Below are 15915 nucleotides of genomic sequence, written 5' to 3' on the forward strand. Positions count from 1 at the left end.
TTCGGTGGCGAGAATCACCGGGTCGTCTGGCACCTGTCGGGCGACAACACACGAAAGGGAGTCGGAATGCGCGAAGTCTTCCACCAGTCGCTCGAAGATGTGCAGAACCGTCTCGTCGAGATCTCCGGGATGGTCACCACCGCTATCGAGAAGGCTACGACGGCGTTCAAGGCCAGCGATATCGCCCTCGCCGAAGAGGTCATTGCGGCTGACGCCGAGATCGATGACAAGGCGCACGAGCTTGACGAGATCGCCATCGAGATCATGGCCCGCCAGCAGCCCGTTGCCCGCGATCTGCGGATCGTCGTCATGGCCCTTCGCGTGAGCGCATCACTCGAGCGCATGGGCGATATCGCCGAGCACATCGCTCAACTCACGCGGCTGCGGTTCCCCGAGCGTGCCATTCCCTCGGGCTTGAAGTCGACGTTCGGGCGCATGGGCGAACTCGATGTCGAAGCAGCGCGCAAGCTGACCGAGCTGCTGCGCACCGAGGACCTCGCCATCGCCGACCAGATCCGCGACATCGACAACCAGGTCGATGACCTGCACGTCAGCGTCTTCGAGAAGGTTCTCAGCGACAGCTGGTCCGGCGAGCCCGCACAGACGGTGGATGCCACCCTCGCGAGCCGCTACCACGAGCGCTTCGTCGACCACGCGGTCTCGGTTGCCAAGAAAGTCCAGTACCTGGCAGAAGGCGGCGAGTTCTACGCCTCGGACGGGTCAGCGATCGGCGAGTAACACCACACGACAGGACAAGAGCGGATGCCTCGTGTGAGGCATCCGCTCTTGTCGTTGCTGGGGACCCGGGCTTACTTCTTGCCCTGCGCGGCCACAGCAGCAGCACCGGCGGCAGCGGCATCCGGGTCGAGGTACTCACCGGGGCCGAGGGGAACGAGGTTCTCGTCGAGCTTGTAGACCAGCGGGATGCCGGTCGGGATGTTCAACTCGGCGATGTCGGCGTCGCTGATGCCGTCGAGGTGCTTCACGAGTCCGCGCAGCGAGTTGCCGTGCGCGGTCACCAGCACTGTCTTGCCAGCGCGGAGGTCAGCGGCGATATCGCTTTCCCAGTAGGGCATCATGCGGTCGATGACGAGCTTGAGCGACTCGGTGCGGGGAACGTCGCCGTCGATTCCGGCATAGCGCGGATCGTGCACCTGGCTGTACTCGCTGTCGTCATCCAGCGGCGGCGGCGGCACATCGAACGAACGGCGCCACAGCATGAACTGCTCCGGCCCGAACTCTTCGAGGGTCTGCGCCTTGTCCTTACCCTGCAGGGCGCCGTAGTGACGCTCGTTGAGCCGCCAGGTGCGCTTGACCGGGATCCAGAGGCGGTCGGCGGCATCCAGGGCGATGTTGGCCGTCTGGATGGCACGGCTCAGCAGAGAGGTGTGCAGCACGTCGGGGAGGATGCCCTGCGCGGCCATCAACTCGCCGCCCCGGCGGGCCTCAGCCTGCCCCTGCTCGGTGAGCCGCACATCGACCCATCCGGTGAAGAGATTGAGCTCGTTCCATTCGCTCTGGCCGTGTCGGAGAAGGATCAACGTGTATGGCTCGGTCATGGCCTTCATGATATCCGGGTGCGATGACACCAACAGGGCGGGGCGGGCCGTGAAAGCCGCGCCGGCGCACCCGGCCTGCTGGCATCATGGGGGCGTGTCCCCCCCTCGTTCCGCGCCTGCCGGACGACCCACGCGTGGCACCACGGGGACGAACAGGTTGCGACGCGTGGACCGCTGGATCGCGCGGCATCCCGTGCTGCGTCACGCCACGGATCCCCTCGTCGTCGATCTCGGATACGGCGCAACGGGCGTGACCACCTTCGAACTGGCGGCGCGCCTGCTGCCAGTCCGGCCCGACATCGAGGTGCTGGGACTCGAGATCGATCCGGAGCGGGTCGCGCGCGCCCGTGAGCAGCTGCGGGCGGTCCGCGCGGGTCTCACGGGATTCGACCCGGACACGCACGTCTCGTTCGAGCTGGGCGGGTTCGAGATTCCCGCGCCCCGGCGCCCCACCGTCATCCGGGCACTGAACGTGCTGCGCCAGTATGACGAGGCCGAGGTCGAGGAGGCCTGGGCGCGCATGGCCGGGCGCCTCACTCCCGACGGCCTGCTCGTCGAAGGCACGTGCGATGAGATCGGACGCGTCATGACCTGGGTCGCCGTCGGAGCGGATGCCGTGCCCCGCTCTCTCACGGTGTCGCTGCGCCTGGCGGGGCTCGACTCCCCGGCGATCGCCGCCGAACGCCTTCCGAAGGCGCTCATCCACCGCAATGTGCCCGGTGAGAGGATTCACGCCTTCCTTGTCGACCTGACGCGGGAGTGGGAGCGGTCGGCGCCGCTGGCGACGTTCTCGCCCGTGCAGCGCTGGCGCGCGAGCCTCCAGGCCATGCAGGATGCCGGCTGGCCGTTGGCGGGCCGCCATCGGTGGCGGCTGGGCGAGGTGACCATCCCGTGGGCCTCGGTCGCTCCGCGCTGACACGCGCCGGGCAGGTCAGATACGGGGAACGGTGTGGGCGGCATCCTCGCCCGACATGCCCGCGGCGGTGAGGAGATCCACGGCGAGCGGTCGAAGCGCCGCGATGAGGTTCTGATCGCCGAGCGTCGCCTCGGGAAGCACGGTGGCGGGATCGAGGCGCACCGCGACCGAGCGGAGCGTCTCCCGAGCCACCGGCTCCAGCGAGATGTCCCGCAACGACCGGGCGATGAGGTCAGCACCGCGGCCGAGATCGGCCAGCATCTCGGCTCCGACGGCGCGCGGCTCGCGGTCGTCGACGAGGTAGACCGTGCGCCTGGCGATCACCCGGAGGTTGCGGCACGCGAAGTCCATCGACTGCCAGATCCGTTGGTGGCGCGCGATCTCGTGCCGCTGCGAGCGCAGGAACGGTGAAATGCGAGCAATCCCCAGACCGGACTCGAGCGTCAGTCGCCAATCATCGATGTCGGCCTGCAGGGCGCGCGCCTTCTCGAGCCCGCGCTGCGCGCGGACGCGGTCGCCGCGACGCAGAGCACGGATGATCGTCTCGGTCGCGCTCTGGAAGCGCGTGAAGAGCACCTCCCCGGCGGCGACCTCGGTGCGTTGGGGGCTGCGCGGAATCAGCGCCGTGACCAGCAGCGCAGCGATTCCGCCGATGACCCCGTCGATGAGCCGCAGCATCGGCGAGCTCGTGGGGATGATCATGACGATGAGGGATTGGATCGCGGCAGCGATGGCAAAGCCCGGCTGCGGGGAGAGGAACCGGGCGACGGCGAGCGTGGCACCCAGGGCCAGGCTCAGCTGCCACCATCCCGTGCCCGCGACGATCAGCAGCACTTCGGCCACGAGGATGCCGATGATCATGCCGATCACGGTCTCGAGCACCCGACGGGGCCGAGCGTCGCGAACGAGGCCCAGGCTCGAGACGGTCACTGTCGCGGCAAGCAGCGGCGCCTGATGCCCGAGGACATAGGCGGCGAAGGCGTACGCGCCCGTTGCCGCAACCACGATCTGCAGGATCGCGATCGACGATCCCCGCAGCCGCATCCACCCGGGCAGCGGGCTGAACCTGCTCCACCAGCGCACGCGCACCGGCAGGGTCAGCGGCGCGGTCTCGTCGGGTGCGCTCGGCTTCGGTGAGCGCGGGTCCTGCCCGGCGCTCACGACCCCGAGGGCGCGGCATTCGCCGCGCGTCGGGAGAGCCGCGGGAGCCGGGGCACGGATGCTGCAGCACCGGCCTCGGGCGGGACGATCATCTCGAGCCGCGCCGCGACGGTGCCCTCCGCGGTCTCGACCGTCGCGTCGCCGTCGGCGGCTGTGCGCCGGACGATCGCCAACCCGATGGGGCCGTCGTCGACGTGGAGGGCCACCGAGGTGAGCACGCCCACGGCGTCGCCGGAGACACGGACCTCAGACCCCGGTGGCGGCAGGATGCTGTCGGCGCCGTCGAGGTGCACGGCAACGAGGCGGCGCGGAGGGTGGCCGAGGTTGTGAACCTTCGCGACGGTCTCTTGACCCCGGTAGCACCCCTTGCTCAGGTGGACGGCGGTTCGCAGCCAGTCCAGTTCATGGGGCAGTGAGCGCTCGTCGACCTCGCGTACCCAGCTCGGCCGCCACGCGGCGATGCGCAGGGCATCCACGGCGATCACGCCTGCCAGCGAGACCTCGCGCGCAGCTGCGGCGCCCGCGATCCGGTCGCGTTCGGACGCGTTGACGATGACCTCGACCCAGGCGCGGGCCGCGCCCGGATGCTCACCGACCGCGTACCCGTGGCCGCCGGCGGTGATGCCCGGCCAGGGGTCGCGCCACACCACGGGAACTCCCGCAGGCGAAAAGGCCTCGAGCGCGGCGACCTCGGGCGAGACCGCTCCGAAGACGGCGAGCTCGTCGCGGCGATCGATCTCGACCCGCATCCGGAATCGCATCCTCGTGAGCCAGGCCACGAGTCGGTCGGCATCGGCGGTGTCGACGATGAGCCACGCCGTCTCACCGTCATCGACGATTCCGGCAGCGTGCTCGATGTGACCATTCGGGTCCAGGATGAGCAGTTCGCTACTGACCCCGGGCGCGAGGCCGGCGACCGCTTGCGAGGTGATCGAGTCGAGCCACGCGAGTCGGTCGGGCCCTGACACGCTCACCACCGCACGATTGTCGAGAGGCGCCACGGCGTCGCCGCGCAGAAGTCGACGCTGCTCGACGAGGGGGTTGCCGACGTGCATCAGGATGCCGTCCTCGACCACGGCACCGGGTACCCGCTCGAACGCGGATGCCATCAGTCGACCTTCGCGAGCCGTGCCGAGGCGTGGGACGCGAGCGATCCCCCGAGCGCCGCGATGTCCCAGGCCCAGAGCAGGTGACCGTCGACCAACCCGTACATGCGGGTGGCAGCGGAGTAGGACTTGGCCGATGCGGTGCGGATGACGGCGTCGGTGGCGATATCGATGCGAGGACCACGGATCTGACCGAGGTAGAGCTCGCACACGCCATCGGAGTGCACGAGCGAGACTTCGATCTCGAACCCGCCCTCGGCGGTGCGGAGGGCCTCGACGTCGTCGACCGTGAGCGGCGCGGCAGCAGACGCGGCAGGGAGCAGGCCCGGACCGGGCATGGCATCGGTCGCCGGGATCGCCAACCGCCAGTAGCCGGTCTCGCTGACCAGAGCGCTGCGCGGGCCGGACGGATCGTCAGCGTTCAGAAGCCACGCCTGAGCCGAATAGTTGAGGTGGTCGCCGCCGTCGTGACTGAAACTCACCCGGTGATGGAACTCACCGGTGAAATGGGTCCCGTCGGTGTCGTAGTCGATGACACCGGTCCCCTCCCACACGCCGACGAGCCACGACAGTGGCGCGAGTTCGGCAGGGAGGTCGGTGGGAAGATCGATCACGGCGCGTCAGCGCTGGCCGCGGTACAGGTTCTTCACGACGACACCCGAGACGAACACGATCGCCAGCGACGCGAGCGCAAGCAGGCCCACGAAGAAGAGTTCGAGCGCTACGAGGTCCATGACCCCACTCTATCTCGGAATCGCTCTGCTCGAACGGCGCCTCTGACGCGTCAGACACCCGACGTGTTTCGAGACACTGCGCGTGGCGGAGTGTCTCACCCAGGCTCCGGTGTCTCGGCGCCCAGCCCACGCTCTAAATCTCGCGTCAGCGCGGCACGATCGAGGCGAGCCCGAACCCGAGGCTGATGACACCGAGCACGATGGCCGCGCCCAGTGTGCTCAGTGCGACACGTTCGACGAAGGCCTGGGAGCGGCCATAGGCCAGCTGCACCGCGAAGGCCAGGACGACGCAGAGCCCGAGGGCCACGCCGAGCCAGGCGATCCGCCACTCCGCGGGCACGAAAAAGCCGATGATCGTGCCGGCAACCGCAGCAGCCACCCAGACGGCGACGATCCCGCCGAAGGCACGGCGTGGAGCGAGCGGAGGCAGGTCCATCGCCCTATTGTCTCCCATGGTGGGGGACGGCCTAAACTGAGGGGCGCGGTGCGCCTCCGGCACCGGGAGGATGTCAGCGTGGCACAGCTATTGGTTCTGAGTTCCGCCCCAGGCGGTGGCCCAGCTCTGCCCGCGCTCGAGCTGCTGAGCCATCGCACTCGCCAGATCCCCGCCGAGCCTGCTCAGCTGGTCAATGCGCCCAGCGCCGACATCGTGTTCGTGGATGCCCGCACCGACCTCGTCGGGGCGAAGTCGCTGTGCAAGATCCTGGGTACGACGGGGCTGGATGTTCCGCTGATCCTCATCGTGACCGAGGGCGGCCTGACGGCAGTCTCGCCCGACTGGGGCGTCGATGACGTCATCCTGGTCACGGCCGGCCCGGCCGAGGTGGACGCGCGCGTTCGCCTCGCGATTGGACGGATGGCCAAAGAGCAGGTCTCGACCCGCATTCAGACCTCGGGATCACCATCGACGAATCCTCGTACTCCGCCAAAGTGCACGGTCGCCCGCTCGATCTCACCTACAAGGAGTTCCAGCTGCTGCACTTCTTCGCGACCCACCCGTCGCGCGTGTTCACCCGCGAGCAGTTGCTGAGCGAGGTATGGGGCTATGACTACTTCGGTGGCACCCGCACTGTCGACGTGCACGTCCGGCGACTGCGCGCCAAGCTCGGCGACCTGGAGCAGCTCATCGGAACGGTTCGCAACGTCGGATACCGCTTCAACGTCTACGAGGACGACGCTCCCCCGCCGCCACGCGAACGCACTGACGCCTGACGAGAAAAACTGTTCACGCGCGAGTTACGTAGCGCTGACAGGATGGACCCATGATCGACCACGAGGTTCTCGACACCGGGCTCGGCGACGAAGATGACGACGACTTCGACTCAGCGGCAGCAGACGATGAGCTCCTGCCCACTGACCGCTTTCTCGACCGCGAGCTGAGCTGGCTCGCGTTCAATCAGCGCGTGCTCGAGCTGGCCGAGGACCCGCGCCTTCCCCCGCTGGAGCGCGCCAACTTCCTCGCGATCTTCGCGAGCAACCTGGATGAGTTCTTCATGGTCCGGGTCGCGGGGCTCAAGCGCCGCATCGTCACCGGACTCGCGGTGCCCACGAACGTCGGCACCTCCCCGGAAGACGCCCTCGCCGACATCTCGGCAGAGGCCCACCGCCTCCAGCTTCGCCACGCGGATGCCTGGAGCCGCCTCGTTGCGCCCGCACTGGCCGAGGCCGGTGTGGATTTCGTCTCGTTTGCGTCTCTGGAACAGGATGAGCGGAACCGGCTGTACGAGTACTTCCACGAGCAGGTCTTCCCCGTCCTGATGCCCCTGGCCGTCGACCCGGCCCACCCCTTCCCCTACATCTCGGGCCTCTCGCTGAACCTGGCGATCCGAATCCGCAACGCCCGGACCGGACGGCAGGAGTTCGCGCGCCTCAAGGTGCCGCCGATGCTGCCGCGGTTCGTCGAGATCTCCCGGGACGGCGAGCGCGCGCGTTACCTTGCGCTCGAAGACCTCATCGCCAACCACCTCGGCGATCTGTTTCCCGGGATGGAGGTGCTCGACCACCACGCCTTCCGCCTCACCCGCAACGAGGACATGGTCATCGAGGAGGACGAGACCGAGAATCTCATCCAGGCTCTCGAGGCTGAACTCATGCGCCGTCGCTTCGGTCCGCCGATCCGCCTCGAGGTCACCGAGGACATGGACGAGCTGACCCTGAAGCTCCTGATCAGCGAACTCGACATCACCGAACAAGAGGTCTACCGGATCCCCGGGCCGCTGGACCTCCGGGGCCTGTTCGGCCTCAGCCGCGTGAACCGGCCGGAGCTGAAGTACAAGCCGCACCTTCCGACGACCGCACTGGCCTTCCAGCCGGGCGACAACAACGAGCGATCCGACATCTTCAGCGCCATCCGCAGCGCCGATGTGCTCGTCCACCATCCGTACGAGTCCTTCGCGACGAGCGTCCAGGCCTTCCTCGATCAGGCAGCGAAGGACCCGCAGGTCCTCGCGATCAAGCAGACGCTGTATCGCACGTCCGGCGACAGCCCCATCATCCAGTCGCTCATCGACGCCGCCGAAGCCGGCAAGCAGGTGCTCGCTCTCGTTGAGGTGAAGGCCCGCTTCGACGAGGCAGCGAACATCGTGTGGGCGCGGAAGCTCGAAAAGGCCGGCGTCCATGTCGTCTACGGCCTCGTCGGACTCAAGACCCACTGCAAGCTGGCTCTCGTCATCCGTGAGGAAGAGGGATCCCTCCGCAGCTACTGCCACATCGGAACCGGCAACTACAACCCCAAGACCAGCCGGATGTACGAGGACTTCGGGCTGTTCACCGCCGACGAGCAGGTCGGACGCGACCTCACGCGCCTGTTCAACGAGCTGTCGGGGTACGCGATCGAAAAGAAGTTCAAGCGGCTCCTGGTCGCCCCGCTCCACCTCCGCAAGGGCCTGCTGCGCCTCATCGAGTCCGAGCGCCGCAACGCCCTCGCGGGCAAACCGGCGCGAATTCGCATCAAGGTCAACTCGATGGTCGACGAGCAGATCATCGATGCGCTCTACCGGGCGAGTCAGGCCGGCGTCCCCGTCGAGATCTGGGTGCGAGGCATCTGCTCCATCAAGCCGGGCGTTCCCGGGCTGAGCGAGAACATCACGGTGCGCAGCATCCTCGGCAGATACCTCGAGCACTCGCGCATCTTCGCGTTCCACAACGACGGCGACGAGCACATCTACATCGGCAGCGCCGACATGATGCACCGAAACCTCGACCGCCGTGTCGAGGCCCTTGTCCGCGTGAGGGACCAGGCGCACCTGGCACAGCTGACCGCCCTGTTCGACCTCGCGATGAGCGACACGACAAGCTCCTGGTGGCTGGACCACACCGGCACCTGGGCGCGCCACCACCTCGACGAGCACGGCAACCAGCTCGTCGATCTGCAAGACCAGACCATGACCGATGTGCAGAGCCGGCGACGGGCGCGAGCCACGCGATGACCGATACTCTCACCGTCCCGGACCCGACCATGACCGAGAACATTGTTTACGCCGCCGGCGGGGTGCTGTGGCGCCTGGTTGACGGCAAGCTCCGCATCCTGCTGATCCACCGCACCCAGTACCGGGACGTCACGCTCCCCAAGGGCAAGGTCGATCCCGGCGAGACGCTCCCCGAGACCGCCGTCCGCGAGATCCACGAAGAGACCGGCATCCGTGTCTCACTGGGCGTGCCGGTGGGCGTTTCGACCTACCACATGCCCTCCAAGCGCGAGAAGATCGTGCACTACTGGGCTGCCGAGGCCACGGATGCCGCCATCAGGGCGTCGACGTTCGTTCCGAACAAAGAGATCGCCGCGCTCGAGTGGGTCTCGACCAAGAAGGCGCGCGCCAAGCTCAGCTACCCCGTCGACGTGGAGATCCTCGACAAATTCCTCGAGATCCGCGACAAGGACGTGCTGCGCACGTTCCCCGTCATCGCGCTGCGTCATGCGAAGGCCGTGCCCGCTGACGAGTGGGACGGATCGGATGCCTCGCGTCCGCTTGCCCCGCGCGGACGCAAGCAGGCTAACGCTCTCGTCGGGCCGCTGCTGGCCTTCGGTGCGCGCCGGATCGTGTCGAGCCCCGCCGTTCGGTGTGCGAAGACCGTCGGTCCCCTCTCCGCCGCTCTGGGGCGCCGCATCGACTTCTCCCCGCTGATCAGTCAGGACGCGTGGGAGGAGGGCGCCACCGACGCCCGCACGATCGTCGGCCAACGCGTGCGTGCCCGCAAGCCCGCGCTGCTCTGCAGCCACGGCCCCGTGCTGCCCGAGATCATCGAGGAGCTCGCGATGGCCACCGGATCGCTCATGGGTTCGCACCTGGGCAACGCGTCAGGCCTCGCGACGGGCGGCTTCTCTGTCGTGCATCTGTCCACCGACAACCCCGGGTCGGGGATCGTCGCGATCGAGACGCATCAGCCTCCCGCGTGAGCGGACTCATCCGGCTCGGCTGGGCCGTGGTCGGCGACGACGACGACCGACGCGCGGTCGCCTGGCGGCTCCTGCGCGATCTCATCGACGAGCCCGGCATCCGGATCACCAACCCGTGTCCACGGTGCGGTGAAGACCACGGTCCGGTGCACATCGACGGCGCGGCAGTCACCGCGAGCGTCTCCTACGCGGCGGACTGGGCGGTCGTGGCTATCGCACCGGCGGCCGCCGGAACCGTGGGGGTGGATGCCGAACCCGAGGTCGACGCCCGCCGCGATCGGGCCGGTCTCACCGGCGTTCTCGGCGCCGGCCCGGCGAGCGTGCGGGATTGGGTGAGGGTGGAGGCAGCGCTCAAGGCCGATCGGCGAGGACTGCTCGTCGAACCCGGGCTGGTGCACGTGACGAGCGTCAGCGGTCCCGCAGACGCCGAGAACGCCTCCGGCGCGGTGTGGCATGCCGACGTTCCTGGCCGCCCCGATGTGATCGCCGGATGGGACCTCGTCGGCCCACCGCGGGTGCTCGTCAGCGCAGCGCTTGCCCCCGCCGCGGTCGCCAGCAACATCTAGCGCGAGGACTTCTTTCGCGCACCGCGCTTGGACGCATCGTTGTCAGCGCTCTTGGACCCGGACTTCGCTCCCGGTTTGCCTGGCTCGCCGGTCCCACCCGGTCGCGTCGGCAGCTGCGGCAGCGCGCCGGCATCCAACCAGGCATCCAGCACCGCGCCGAGGTCGTGACCGGCCTCGGAGACGAAGCTGCGGAAGTCGCCAGTTGTGACGCACGCGTTCGCGTACGCCGCGCACCATCCGCGCAGCAGGTCGAAGAACGGCTCGTCACCGATCGCCAGGCGTACCGCGTGCAGGGTCAGCGCCCCACGCTTGTAGAGACGGTCATCGAACATCAGATCGGCGCCGGGGTCGCTGATGACGAGGTCTTGTGGAAGGTTCGCGAGCTTGCCATGAGCCCGGCGCGCCGCAGCGTCGGCGGTCTCGACGCCGATCGACTCGAACCACAGCCACTCCGCGTAGCACGCGAATCCTTCGTTGAGCCAGATGTCACGCCACCGCGCCACCCCGACGCTGTTGCCGAACCACTGGTGGGCCAGTTCGTGAGCCACGAGGCGTTCGGAGGCGGGATCGAGGTGGTTGGCGCCGAAGACGGCAGTTCCCTGCGCCTCGAGGGGGATCTCGAGGGGATCGCCGGTCACCACGATCGTGCAGTCCTCCTGCGGGTACGGTCCGAACCGCTCCTCGAACGCCGCCATCATGCGCGGCAGGGGGTCGAGGGCCCGTTTCACATCGGCGCGAAGCGACGGCGGTGAGGCGACCACGATGCGCTCTCCGAGCCGATGCGATTCGAACTGACCCACGTAGACGGCGACGAGGTAGGTGGCGGCCGGCACACCGATCGCGTACTCGGCGGTGACCTGACCCCCGAGCGCGTGCGGGACTGCAGCACTCCGGTGGCCACGGCCGTGTACTCGGCATCCGTCGTGACACGAATCCGGTACGTCGCCCGGTTGTCGGGGCGATCGTTGCACGGGAACCACGTGGGCGCACCGATCGGCTGCGACGCGACGAGTGAGCCGTCGGTGAGTTCTTCCCACCCGATGGCGCCCCAGCGCGATCGTCGCGGCGACGGCGCGCCCGCGTACTCGACGGTCAGCGTCAGGGTCTCCCCCGGCTGCATCGCGCGCGGCAGCGTGATCCGCAGCTTGCGGGGACCCTGCGCGTGCTGCGTGCGGCGCTGCCCGTCGATCCGCACCCTGCTGACCCGCAGGCCGATGAGATCCAGCGCGATCGACGAGGTCGCCGTCACGATCCGGATGCTCAGGGTCGCGCGGCCCTCGAGTCTGTTGGTGCGAACACGGTAGGACAGCTCGAGCGCGTACGCGTCGACGTCGAACGAGGGATCGCCGCTCTGGGGCGTGTAGGAGTCGTGGGCGCGGGGGTCTCCCGTGTCGACGCCGTCTCGGTGATCGTGGTCATTCCTCACGGGGCCGCCTGATAGGCGCGGATCTTCACCGCACGCCACGGGCCGATGGGATTCCCGCTCCAGCGGGAGCCGACCGGAACACTCTCGCCGCGCATGACCAGCGAGGCCGGCCCGACTGTCGCGTGCGCGCCGATCGAGGCGGCGGGCAGGATGACGGAGTGCGGCCCGAGCGTTGCGCCGGGTTCGAGCGTGACGGCATCCATACTCATGATCCGATCATGAAACAGGTGCGTCTGCACAACGCATCCCCGGTTGACGGTGGATCCGTCGCCGAGAGTGACCAGATCGGGCTCGGGCAGCCAGTACGTTTCGCACCACACTCCCCGACCGACCCGAGCGCCGAGGGACCGCAGCCATACCGCGAGCGCGGGAGTTCCGGATGCCGCGCGCGCGAACCACGGCGCCGCAACCATCTCGGTGAACGTGTCGACCACTTCGGTGCGCCACACGAAACTCGACCACAGCGGGTGCTCGCCCGCGCGGATCGGCCCGACGAGTGCCCACTTGGCGGCTGTCGTGGCCGCGGCGGCCACCGCGCCGGCGGCGAGCATGACGATGCCCGACAGGAGCACCGTCCACCCGGGTCCGATGGTGTTCCACAGCACTGCCAGCCCCATGAGCACCGCGAACCCGATGGCCCCCGTGACGAAGACGGGAACGATCCTCGACAGCTCCCACAGGCTGCGAGCGATCCGCAACGACGCGGGAGGCTCGTAGGTGCGAGACTCGTCGACGCTCGCTGCGACGCGTCGCAGACGCACGGCCGGGGAACCGAGCCACGACGATCCTGCCTTCGCCTTCGCGGGCGCCGCCGACAGCACCGCGATCAGGCCGTCTTTCGGCACGCGGTGACCGGGGGCCACCATGCCGGAGTTGCCGACGAAGGCGCGCTTGCCGATCTTGACGTGGTCGACCCGCACCCAGCCGCCACCGAGCTCGTAGGAGGCGACCATCGTGTCGTCGGCGAGGAAGGCGCCATCGTCGACCGTGGTCATCGTCGGGATCAGGAGCACCGTGGACGCCTCGACATTGCGGCCGATCGACGCTCCCAGCATCCGCAGCCAGATCGGGGTGAACAGGCTCGAGTACAGGGGGAACAGCACGGTGCGTGCCGAATCGAGCAGGCGCTCGGTCGTCCACACCTGCCAGCCGAGCCTGCTGCGCACGGGATACGTACCTTCGCGAAGGCCGATCGACAGCACTCGCACGGCGAGCACGACGGTCCCGGCGAAGACCACGCCCGCGACCAGGATGCCGGGCACGATCCAGGCGAGGCCCACCAGCGACGCCTCGCCGAGAGTGTCGGCGTCTCGCATGACCAGCGCCAGGATGCCGCCACCGGCGGCGAACGCAACGATCGGCAGCAGGGCCAGCGCGAGGGACGAGGCGATATAGGCCCACAGCCACCGGTGTGGCGCAGGCGCTCGTCCCGGAGGCCAGTCGGCGGCGGGCTCGCCGACGCGCACGGCAGGAGACCCCGCCCACGCCTGGTCGGGCTTGACTCTGCCGAACACCGCCGAGCCGGGGGCCACGCGTGCGCGCTGACCGATCTTGGTGCCGGGGGCCAGCGTGCTGCGGGCGCCGATGATGGCATCCGCATCGATCCGGATGCCGCCCACGCGTACCGTGTCGCCGTCCACCCACGTGCCGCTGAGGTCGACCTCGGGATCGATGGCGGCGTTGTCGCCGACCTGCAGCATTCCGGTGACCGGAGGCAGCGTGTGCATGTGGACGTCACGGCCGATCGAGGCTCCGAGCGCCCGCGCGTAGTACGTCACCCACGGCGCCCCGACGAAGCCGACAGCATCGATCTGGTCGGCGATCTGCTCGGCGAGCCACAGTCTCAGGTGAACGCCACCGCCCCGCGGATAGTCTCCGGGCTCGAGCCCGGCAAGCAGCGTCCGCGCGGCGGCCACCGCGATCGCCATGCGACCGAACGGGGTCGCGAACACGAGAAGACCGATCGCGAGCACCCACCACGGCACGTCCGGGAGGAAGGCGAATCCGCCGCCGAGCCGCAGGATCGTGCTCGCGGTGAGCAGGTAGAGCAGCCAACGGATGCCGGACAGAACGAACAAGGGTGCCCCAAGCAGGGTCTGCACGAGGCCGGTAGCGGCCGGCGTCGGGACGGCGCGGTGATAGTCCGCCGCGGACGCAGCGGTGGCGGCATCCACCGCCGGAAGGAGCGAAGCCATCGCGCCCAGGCGGGGCATGTCGTAGATGTCGGCGACGGTGAATTCGGGAAGGCGCGCCCGCACCCGTGATGCCAGTTGCGCAGCCGCGAGCGATCCGCCCCCGAGGTCGAAGAAGTCCGAGTCGCGGTCGTCGGCGGGCACGCCAAGCACCGCCTGCCAGTGCTCCGCCAGCCACGCCTCGTTCTCGGACAGCCCCGCGACGGGTTGTTCGGTGCCGGGAACCGGCCACGGGAGCGCCGCGCGATCGACTTTGCCCGAGGTCCGCGCCGGAAGATCCGGCAGCAGGGCGAAGAGGGGCATGATGCCGGCGGGGAGGCGTGCGGCGAGGGCGGCGCGAGCCGCAGCGCGATCGAAGCTGTCGGGTTCGTCGACGACGACGTAGCCGACCAGCACGGGGTTGCCGGCATCCGAGGTGCGGACCGCGGCGGTCGCTGCCGTCACGCCCGGCAGGTCCTGAAGAGCGGCTTCGACCTCGCCCAACTCGATGCGGCGCCCGCCGATCTTCACCTGATCGTCAGCGCGGCCGAGAAAGACCAGGCCCTCGGCTTCGTACCGCACCAGGTCGCCCGATCGATAGGCGCGCTCCCACCCCAGCGTCGGCATGGATGCGTACTTCTCGGCATCCTTGGCCGGGTCGAGGTAGCGCGCGAGCCCGACCCCGCCGATGATGAGCTCGCCGCTCTCCCCCTCCGCGACCGGATTCCCCTCGGCATCCACGACGGCAAGGGACCAGCCCTCCAGCGGGAGCCCGATTCGGACGGGAGCGTCGGGCACGAGCGGCGCGGCGCACGAGACGACCGTGGCCTCCGTCGGGCCGTAGGTGTTCCATACTTCGCGGCCCTCGGCTGCCAGGCGCGTACCGAGTTCGGGCGGCACGGCTTCACCGCCGAAGATCAGCAGCCGGACGTTGTCGATTGTCGAGCTCGGCCACATCGCAGCGAGCGTCGGGACCGTCGAGATGACGGTGATGCCCTGTCGCGCGAGCCAGTTCGCCAGGTCCACCCCCGAGCGGACGAGAGCGCGCGGCGCCGGCACCAGACAGGCGCCATGTGCCCATGCGAGCCACATCTCTTCGCACGAAGCATCGAAGGCGACCGACAGCCCCGCCAGCACCCGGTCTGAGGTGCCGAGCGGCTCATCCTGCAGAAAGAGGCTGCTCTCGGCATCCACGAAGGCCGCGGCACACCGATGCGTGACAGCGACGCCCTTGGGAACCCCCGTCGAACCGGAGGTGAAGATGATCCACGCGTCGTCGTCCGGCGCGGGCGGGGCAAGGATGTCGAGCGCTCGCGTGTGCCCCTGCGGAGCTTCGCCCGCGAACAGGTCCTCGTCTGCGGCACCGTCAGGGTCCTCGACCGTGGGGATCTCGGAGGTGACATCGGATGGTTCGAGTCCCGGTCCGTCAGCGTCACCCTGAGGGCTCGGGGCATAGAGACCCCGGCCGGTGATGACGCCTCGAACACCGGCCTCGCCGAACACGAGCGCGGCGCGCTCTTCCGTATCCTCGGCGTCGACGGGAACATAGGCAGCGCCGGCTGCCATGACGCCGAGGATGGCGATGTACAGCTCCTTGGTCCCCGATGTCATGCGGATGCCGACACGGTCGCCGTGCCGCACCCCCGCGGCCACGAGGCGGGAGGCGGTCAGGGCCACCCGGGCAGCGAGTTCCCGGTAGCTGACCGCAGGACCGGCACCGTCATCGATCGCTGACGCCTCGGGGTGTCGGCGCACCGTCTCTTGCAGGATGTCGACGAGAGTCCGCGGTGAGGCGGCATACGCAGCCCGGTCGAGGACGGTCGCCTGGTCGGAAGTCACCGTTCGACGGTACCGGTGAGCGTGGTTGGGGGCGGGGTAGA

Annotated in this window: 13 protein-coding genes and 1 pseudogene; 6 read left to right on the forward strand and 8 right to left on the reverse strand. The window is 68.9% G+C overall.

Annotated elements, in window-relative coordinates; all coding sequences use genetic code 11:
- The first annotated feature begins 66 nt into the window (after positions 1-66).
- Positions 67-738 carry a phosphate signaling complex protein PhoU gene (phoU, locus tag IT882_RS12010; RefSeq protein ID WP_195692049.1) on the forward strand — a complete coding sequence of 224 codons (672 nt, stop codon included), beginning with the start codon at positions 67-69 and terminating at the stop codon, positions 736-738.
- Between the two features lie 71 nt (positions 739-809).
- On the opposite strand, the gene IT882_RS12015 is transcribed toward phoU, so the two are convergent.
- Positions 810-1559, reverse strand: coding sequence for a phosphoglyceromutase (locus IT882_RS12015; RefSeq protein ID WP_195692050.1), 750 nt, complete (start codon positions 1557-1559; stop codon positions 810-812).
- Positions 1560-1653: 94 nt separating this feature from the next.
- On the opposite strand from IT882_RS12015, the gene IT882_RS12020 reads away from it, so the two are divergent.
- Complete coding sequence (locus tag IT882_RS12020) at positions 1654-2475, forward strand: class I SAM-dependent methyltransferase (protein ID WP_195692051.1); 822 nt, start codon at positions 1654-1656, stop codon at positions 2473-2475.
- A gap of 15 nt (positions 2476-2490) precedes the next feature.
- Here IT882_RS12020 and IT882_RS12025 read toward each other — a convergent pair whose 3' ends face one another.
- From IT882_RS12025 to IT882_RS12040, 4 genes are all read right to left on the reverse strand, one after another.
- Positions 2491-3636, reverse strand: a complete 1146-nt coding sequence (locus IT882_RS12025) for an FUSC family protein (protein WP_229382102.1) — start codon at positions 3634-3636, stop codon at positions 2491-2493.
- Positions 3633-4745, reverse strand: a complete 1113-nt coding sequence (locus tag IT882_RS12030; protein WP_195692052.1) for a YgfZ/GcvT domain-containing protein — start codon at positions 4743-4745, stop codon at positions 3633-3635. The genes IT882_RS12025 and IT882_RS12030 overlap by 4 nt, the downstream gene beginning before the upstream one ends.
- Positions 4745-5356 (reverse strand): FABP family protein, encoded by a 612-nt coding sequence (locus IT882_RS12035; RefSeq protein ID WP_195692053.1) that lies wholly within the window; start codon positions 5354-5356, stop codon positions 4745-4747. Before IT882_RS12035 ends, IT882_RS12030 begins: the two co-directional genes overlap by 1 nt.
- 265 nt (positions 5357-5621) lie before the next feature.
- Positions 5622-5912, reverse strand: a complete 291-nt coding sequence (locus IT882_RS12040; protein ID WP_195692054.1) for a hypothetical protein — start codon at positions 5910-5912, stop codon at positions 5622-5624.
- Between the two features lie 78 nt (positions 5913-5990).
- Here IT882_RS12040 and IT882_RS12045 point away from each other — a divergent pair.
- The 4 genes and pseudogenes from IT882_RS12045 to IT882_RS12060 all read left to right on the forward strand — a co-directional run bounded on the left by IT882_RS12045 (position 5991) and on the right by IT882_RS12060 (position 10438).
- Positions 5991-6688: pseudogene (locus IT882_RS12045) on the forward strand (response regulator transcription factor).
- Between the two features lie 50 nt (positions 6689-6738).
- The gene (locus IT882_RS12050) at positions 6739-8904 is read left to right on the forward strand and encodes an RNA degradosome polyphosphate kinase (protein WP_195692055.1); all 2166 of its coding nucleotides are present in this window, start codon (positions 6739-6741) and stop codon (positions 8902-8904) included.
- 29 nt (positions 8905-8933) lie between these two features.
- Complete coding sequence (locus IT882_RS12055) at positions 8934-9872, forward strand: NUDIX hydrolase (RefSeq protein ID WP_195694353.1); 939 nt, start codon at positions 8934-8936, stop codon at positions 9870-9872.
- Complete coding sequence (locus IT882_RS12060; RefSeq protein WP_195692056.1) at positions 9869-10438, forward strand: chemotaxis protein CheY; 570 nt, start codon at positions 9869-9871, stop codon at positions 10436-10438. Before IT882_RS12055 ends, IT882_RS12060 begins: the two co-directional genes overlap by 4 nt.
- Here the strand turns inward: IT882_RS12060 and IT882_RS16625 are convergent.
- From IT882_RS16625 to IT882_RS12070, 3 genes are read right to left on the reverse strand one after another with little or no spacing between them, the layout of a single operon-like run.
- Positions 10435-11271: a M1 family aminopeptidase gene (locus IT882_RS16625; RefSeq protein WP_229382103.1), complete on the reverse strand. Its 837-nt coding sequence runs from the start codon at positions 11269-11271 to the stop codon at positions 10435-10437. The two genes, IT882_RS12060 and IT882_RS16625, sit on opposite strands and share 4 nt — an antisense overlap.
- Positions 11163-11864: a hypothetical protein gene (locus IT882_RS16630; RefSeq protein WP_229382104.1), complete on the reverse strand. Its 702-nt coding sequence runs from the start codon at positions 11862-11864 to the stop codon at positions 11163-11165. The genes IT882_RS16625 and IT882_RS16630 overlap by 109 nt, the downstream gene beginning before the upstream one ends.
- Positions 11861-15874, reverse strand: coding sequence for a Pls/PosA family non-ribosomal peptide synthetase (locus IT882_RS12070; protein ID WP_195692057.1), 4014 nt, complete (start codon positions 15872-15874; stop codon positions 11861-11863). Before IT882_RS12070 ends, IT882_RS16630 begins: the two co-directional genes overlap by 4 nt.
- Positions 15875-15915 lie beyond the last annotated feature (41 nt).

Source organism: Microbacterium schleiferi, assembly GCF_015565955.1.
Lineage (GTDB): Bacteria > Actinomycetota > Actinomycetes > Actinomycetales > Microbacteriaceae > Microbacterium > Microbacterium schleiferi_A.

Bases quoted from the DNA above. Each gene is read 5' to 3' on its own strand.
- phoU (WP_195692049.1), top strand. From the start codon at position 67: ATGCGCGAAGTCTTCCACCAGTCGCTCGAAGATGTGCAGAACCGTCTC.
- IT882_RS12015 (WP_195692050.1), bottom strand. From the start codon at position 1,559: ATGACCGAGCCATACACGTTGATCCTTCTCCGACACGGCCAGAGCGAA.
- IT882_RS12030 (WP_195692052.1), bottom strand. From the start codon at position 4,745: ATGGCATCCGCGTTCGAGCGGGTACCCGGTGCCGTGGTCGAGGACGGC.
- IT882_RS12040 (WP_195692054.1), bottom strand. From the start codon at position 5,912: ATGGACCTGCCTCCGCTCGCTCCACGCCGTGCCTTCGGCGGGATCGTC.
- IT882_RS12050 (WP_195692055.1), top strand. From the start codon at position 6,739: ATGATCGACCACGAGGTTCTCGACACCGGGCTCGGCGACGAAGATGAC.
- IT882_RS12055 (WP_195694353.1), top strand. From the start codon at position 8,934: ATGACCGAGAACATTGTTTACGCCGCCGGCGGGGTGCTGTGGCGCCTG.